The 2,714-nt window shown below is 78.0% G+C and carries 1 protein-coding gene and 1 pseudogene; both read right to left on the reverse strand.

Translation table 11 applies throughout. From position 1 onward, the window contains the following. A pseudogene (locus AAHZ94_RS32280) lies at window positions 1-758 on the reverse strand (hypothetical protein); the annotation flags it as partial. Window positions 759-1,161: 403 nt separating this feature from the next. Then, window positions 1,162-2,442 carry a hypothetical protein gene (locus AAHZ94_RS32285; protein ID WP_349997264.1) on the reverse strand — a complete coding sequence of 427 codons (1,281 nt, stop codon included), beginning with the start codon at window positions 2,440-2,442 and terminating at the stop codon, window positions 1,162-1,164. Window positions 2,443-2,714 lie beyond the last annotated feature (272 nt).

Genomic DNA, 2,714 nt, shown 5'->3' on the forward strand with positions numbered 1-2,714 from the left:
GGGGGGGGGCGCGGGGCCCCGGGGGGGCGGGCGCCCCGGGGGCCGCCGGCCCCCCCCGCTGGCCGGGCCCGGCGGCCCCCCGAACCCCCCCCGCCGCCGGGGGGCGGCACCCACGCCGCGAGCCCGTCGGCTGACGGCACCCCGGGCAGCCGCGGGTCCTCCCCGTCGCCCGCCCCCGGCCGGGCCGGATGCCCGTCCAACGGCCGTACGAGCACACCGGCGAGGAGCGCCGCTGCGGCCGGCGGCGCGAGCAGTTCCGGCACCTCGGCCAGCGCCTCGGCGGCCCGGTGCCGGGCCGGGTCCGGCCGGTCGCGGCGCAGCCTGGCGGCCATCGCGGCGGCGTAACAGGCCCGCAGCAGCGCGGTACGGCGCGCGCCGGCGCCGCCGGTCAGCGGCACGTGCTCCCACGCCCAGCCGTGCCGCACCGCGCCGTCGCCGGCCGTCAGCGGCACGGGCGCGGGCGCCTGCGGCCCGTGTTCGACGGCCCGTACCAGCACCAGGTCCTTGCCGTAGTACGCGGGATGCCAGGCGGCCCCCGCGGCCCGCCCGATCCCGGCCAGGCTGCGGCGCACCCGGTCGAGCCCCGCCTCGTGGTCCCCGCAGTCCTCCACGCTGGCCCGCAGCGCACTGGTGACGACGACCACCGTGGCGGCCCGCCCCTCCCCGCCGGCGAAGTGCGCGAGCACGTCCCCCGCATCCGCACAGTCCGGCGGGAACCCGGGCGCGTGCCGCGGCGGCCAGCAGTAGGCGGCGGTCATCGGAACGCACCTCCGGTGTGGCGGTGGCAGCGGCGTTGGGACGCCGACCTGCCGGCCGGTGGGCAGGGGGGTACGTGCGCGTACGCGGGCGCGGGGCCGGCCGGGGGTGTGGGGCCGTACGTGGGACCGAAGAAACCTGGCGGTACGTGCGCGTGCGCGCGTGCGGGGTCGGCTGCGGGACGGCGAGCGTACGTGGGCCCGAAGTCGCTCGGCGGTACGTGCGCGTGCGCGCGTGCGGGCTCGGCTGCGGGACGGCGGGCGGGCGCGGGCACGAGGCCATGCGCAGGCACGCGCGCGTACCCGGACGCGGCCACACGCGCATACGCGGGCGCGACGCCACCCCACCGCCAGCCCCTCACCAGCCCTACTCCGCCCCTCGCTGAACCCGCCCCCGCCCCGCCCCTCACCGGCTCCGCCCCCGCCGGAACAGGTCCACCGCGAGTCGGCGCAGGCCGGGGAAGGCGATGAGGAGCAGCACGGTGGCCACGCCGGTGATGGCCAGGGTCCGACCCAGTGCGGCGGCGCCGGAGCCCGGGAGGCCCTGCCAGATGCCGAGCCCCACACTGAGCGGCAGGCCGACGGCGGCGAAGAGGCCCAGTATGGCGTTGCTGGTCTCCGTCTCGGCGGAGAGCACCTGGCGGGAGAGTTCGCCCAGGTCCTCCTTGAGCGTCTGCACCTCGTCCGGCAGCCGCGCACTCTCCTTCCATCTGCGCAGCACCCCGCCCACGGTGGCCTGCCGGCCGAAGTCGGCCGCCAGGTAGCCGCGCCGGAACACCAACAGGTCGCGCTCCAGTTGGGCGATGACCCGCTGCCGCGGCTCCGCCTCGCCGAGCCGCGCGACCTCGCTCCCGAAGGCGCCCAGCACGATCTGCTGCAACCGCCCCAGGGCCAGCGCGTCCGCGTACAGGGTGTGCAGGTGGTGGGTGGCGCTGTTGTAGTAGTTGGCGAGGTCATCGGGCCCCGAGTCGGGCGTGCTGCCCACCAGGACCAGGCCGCGCTGCCCGAGCACCGCGCGCACGTCACTGGGCAGCGGGAACCGCAACTCCGCCAACTCCTCGCGCGCCTCAGGGCCGGGCGGATAGACCATCGCCTGGTTGAGCTGCCACAGCCACTGGTCGATGGCCGACCAACTCTCGTCCTCCGGGCGGTGGTTGAGCATGGGCAGATGGCCCCGTGCGGTGACGAGCGTGCAGTGCACGGCCTCGCGCTCGGTGCTGGGGAGCCGGCAGCCCGGCGGCAACTGGCTGGCGACCCAGTCACGGTAAGCGCCGTCCGCGTGGTACGGATCGACGTACGTGCAGTTCCGCAGCGCCCGGGCCAGGCCCGCCGGCGGTACGGCGGGCAGGCTGCCGTGCAGCAGCACCACCCCGTTGGCCGCCGGGCGCACCCCCATCCGCCCGAACATGCCGAGAACGGACTCGTTCAGCCGCACCAACTCCACGGCGCTGAGCCGAAACCCGTGCGGCGCCGCCCCCGCCCCACCCACCTCCCGGTGCCAGCGCACCTCCGGCCCCCACAGCAGCGGCACCAGCCGCGGGTCGGTGTAGTTCACCCGGCGCGCGGTGGACGAGTCCACGTCGTTGCCCCCGCGCCGCCACCAGCGCACCAACGGCCCCGCGACGTATGGAGCCGCCGGCACCGTGTCGATCTGCACCGCGAAGATCAGCACGATGTCGCGGCGCACCAGCGTGGCGGGGTCGTCGAGGGGAGCGATCGGCGCGGGGGGCGCGCCCGGTGCGGGTGCCGGCGCCGGTACGGGTGTGGGCCCAGCCGTCGGCGCGAGTGTAGGCCCAGGCGTAGGTGCAGGCGCAGGGGTAGGCCCAGGCGCAGGCGTCAGCGGTTGCGGTTGGCCCCCCGGGCCAGCCGCGCCCCCCCGTACCCCCCCACCCCCCCCCCCCCCCCCCCCCCCCCCCCCCCCCCCCCCCACCCCCCCCCCCCCCCCCCCCCCCCCCGCGC

Origin of the sequence: Streptomyces sp. HSW2009 (genome assembly GCF_040240285.1) — a bacterium.
Classification (GTDB): domain Bacteria; phylum Actinomycetota; class Actinomycetes; order Streptomycetales; family Streptomycetaceae; genus Streptomyces.